General features: G+C 44.4%; 3 protein-coding genes and 1 pseudogene. All 4 read left to right on the forward strand.

The genetic code is table 11. From position 1 onward, the window contains the following. Positions 1 to 69 precede the first annotated feature (69 nt). A complete protein-coding gene (gene dapA / locus V5298_RS19090; RefSeq protein ID WP_332933023.1) occupies positions 70 to 954 on the forward strand; it encodes a 4-hydroxy-tetrahydrodipicolinate synthase in 885 nt (294 codons plus the stop codon). Between the two features lie 11 nt (positions 955 to 965). Then, positions 966 to 2,087, forward strand: a complete 1,122-nt coding sequence (gene bamC, locus V5298_RS19095; protein WP_332933024.1) for an outer membrane protein assembly factor BamC — start codon at positions 966 to 968, stop codon at positions 2,085 to 2,087. Positions 2,088 to 2,105: 18 nt separating this feature from the next. Beyond that, positions 2,106 to 2,819, forward strand: a complete 714-nt coding sequence (gene purC / locus V5298_RS19100) for a phosphoribosylaminoimidazolesuccinocarboxamide synthase (RefSeq protein ID WP_332933026.1) — start codon at positions 2,106 to 2,108, stop codon at positions 2,817 to 2,819. Between the two features lie 109 nt (positions 2,820 to 2,928). Continuing rightward, positions 2,929 to 3,414 (forward strand): annotated as a pseudogene (locus tag V5298_RS19105) (EamA family transporter); the annotation flags it as partial.

Here is a 3,414-nt window from a genome sequence, read left to right on the forward strand (position 1 = left end):
CCATGGCTCGGCGCTTGTTTTTGCCGGTTTACCTCATTAACATGTGCGCTCACAAAAACAGGAGAAATTATGTTTAAAGGCAGTTACGTCGCACTTGTTACACCGATGAAAGCGTCTGGTGAGATTGATTACTCTGCATTAGAGAAATTGGTTGCGTTTCATATCGAGCAGGGGACACACGGTATTGTCTCTGTTGGAACTACCGGTGAATCTGCAACACTGCCTTTTGAAGAACATATTAAAGTTGTGAAACAGACCGTGGCTTTTGCCAATGGCAAGATCCCTGTGATTGCCGGTAGCGGCGCAAATGCCACGGACGAAGCGATTTTCCTCAGCGAGCAAATGGCCGGATTAGGCATCGATGGTTTTCTAAGTGTTGTGCCTTATTACAATAAGCCGCAACAACGGGGAATGGTGGCACATTTTAATGCCATCGCCGATGCGACAGATTTACCTGTCTTGCTGTATAATGTGCCGGGGCGCACGGTGGCGGACATGTTGCCTGAAACCGTTGCACAACTGGCCTCTCACAGCAATATCGTAGGCTTAAAAGATGCCACTGGTGATATACAACGTTTAAAAGACACCCAAGCATTGGTACCTTCCGATTTTGTGTTACTTAGTGGCGACGATGGTAGCAGTGCAGAATTTCTCTGTGCAGGCGGACACGGCGTTATCTCTGTAACCGCAAATGTGGTGCCTAATGCCATTTCCCGTATGTGCGAAGCGGCATTTGAGGGTAAATTTGATGAGTGTCGGCAAATCAATGCCTCCATTGCGTCACTTCACGATGGTATGTTTATCGAGCCAAACCCGGTTATGCCAAAATGGGCGTTATACAAAATGGGTCTGATGGAAAGTGCCGAATTACGATTACCCATGGTTTTGCCGGAACTTGCGAGTCAAAAACAACTCGAAGAACTATTAGAAAAACACGCACTGATTTCTGGTTAATAAGGAACCCTATGAAAAACATACTGGCTTTGTTCAGTGGTCTAACGATTTTGACACTGGCAGGTTGTTCTAGCCAACAGGATTATAAAACAGCATCCGGTGATTATGATTACCTAGGTGCAAGTCAGCATGAAGCGCTAAAGGTGCCCTCTGATCTTGACCAACCTGCGTTTTCCCAAGAGTTCACATTACCACCGACGGTTAAAGAGGTGGAATCTGAACCCGTAGGCCGGGCTCTCTCCATTCAATCACCGGCCTTGGTATTACCCTTGGTTTCCGGCTCGCATATTGAAGAAGGGGCCAAAGATGCCACAATCTGGTTTGATCAGGTTGATGACAGTCAGCCACTTTCAACGACGATTTGGAAAAATATCCGTAATTTTTTAGATGAAAATGGTATCGGCGTTGAGCGCTTTGATGAACAAAACGGTCGGCTAGAGACGAAATGGGTTAAAGAAAAGAAAAGCGAAGAACCCACCTGGTATAACTCTTGGTACAAATGGTCAGAGGAAGATCAGGTAGAGGTTTTAAAAAGGTTTATATTTACCTTGGATGTTAAACCCCATGGTCGTACTGCGGCCTTGCATACCGAATTACAGGATTATGAAAGGGTGGTTAACGGCGAGGCGCAAGAAGCTGACGTTGATGATATGACCAAGCGTCGGGAAGAAGTCGGGATGCTCAATGAAGTTATCGCCTACTATGACTATCAATTAAAACTGCATCAGACCAAACGTATTGCACAAATTAGACGAGGCCTGAAGGTCGAGTTAGGTTTTGATGATCAGGGCGAGCCCGCTTACGTGGTTGATGCGCAATATGACATTGCATGGCCAAGATTATTACTGGTATTGCGTAAGCTCGGCTTCGATGTTAAAGATCTTGATAAGTCCACTGGGCTGCTGTTTGTTAACTACAATGGTGGTGACGACGGTTGGTGGAGCAATTTGTTTAGCAGCGATGACGAATTGCTAGATGAAGGTGATTACCGATTGAAGGTAGCAGCAGCGGGGACTAATCGAACAACGATCACATTTATGAATGATGAAAGTGAACCCTTTGAACCCAATCAGGTAGCTGATATGTATGACCAGTTTGCTAAGGTCATGTCTGAAGATAACCTGGATATCTAATTTTTCTTGAGAGTAATGATGGAAAAGCGCGAAGAACTTTATCGTGGAAAGGCTAAAACAGTTTATCTGACTGATGATGCTGACAAATTGATTCTTGAATTTAGAAATGACACGTCAGCTTTTGATGGCGAAAAAATTGAACAGTTGGATCGCAAGGGCGAGGTAAACAACAAGTTTAATCATTTCATCATGACCAAACTGGAAGAGGCAGGTATTGCCACACAGTTAGAATCTTTATTATCCGATAATGATTCGTTGGTGAAGAAGCTAGATATGATCCCTGTAGAATGTGTTGTACGCAACATTGCAGCAGGTTCATTGGTACGTCGTTTGGGCGTTGAAGAAGGCTTAACCCTCGATCCGCCTTTGTTTGAATTCTTTTTGAAAAACGATGCCTTGCACGATCCCATGGTCAATGATCATCATATCGTTTGTTTTGGTTGGGCAAGCGAAGCACAAATTGCCGAAATGAAGCGTCTTACCTTTGCGGTAAATACTGTGCTTAAAGCGATGTTCGATGAGGCAGGCATGCTCTTGGTGGATTATAAACTCGAGTTTGGTTTGGATACCCAAGGCAATATTGTTTTAGGTGATGAGTTTACCCCGGATGGCTGTCGTTTATGGGATAAAGAAACCCGCAAGAAAATGGACAAAGACCGTTTCCGTCAAGGATTGGGTTCGGTAGTTGAAACCTACATTGAAGTGGCAGATCGATTGGGTCTGAAGCTCTAAGAAACAAAAAAGCACCTTAGGGTGCTTTTTTTTTGCCTTTTCGTTAGTATTTTGAAATTAATAGATGCTTCGTAAGGTCATGTACTGTAAATATTTCTTAGGAGTTGGCATGGCCATATCGACGGCATTTTATATCGTAGTTGCAATGATTGCGTTTGCGGCTAATTCATTGTTGTGCCGAATGGCTTTGGCTGATGGTCTTATTGATCCCACATCTTTTACCTTTATTCGTTTAGCCAGTGGTGCTTTTACGCTCAGTCTTTTGTTGATTGTAAAGAAGCGAAACGCATTAAATGGGGGCTCTTGGTCGGGCGCAATTGCGCTTTTCATTTACGCTGCAGGCTTTTCCTTTGCCTACGTAAGCATGAGTACGGGTACAGGCGCACTGTTATTATTTGGCGCGGTTCAGTTAACCATGTTGTTGTGGGGGTATTACAAAGGCGAAATCTTTACCCCATTACAATGCGCCGGATTTGTGGTTGCCATTAGTGGTTTAATTATTTTACTGTTTCCCGGTTTGTCATCTCCCCCCTTATTGGCAGCGTCCGTGATGATTTTGGCCGGTGTGGGGTGGGGCGCGTATTCTATTATGGGA

The organism is Alteromonas sp. 14N.309.X.WAT.G.H12, from assembly GCF_036697315.1.
Taxonomy (GTDB): domain Bacteria; phylum Pseudomonadota; class Gammaproteobacteria; order Enterobacterales; family Alteromonadaceae; genus Alteromonas.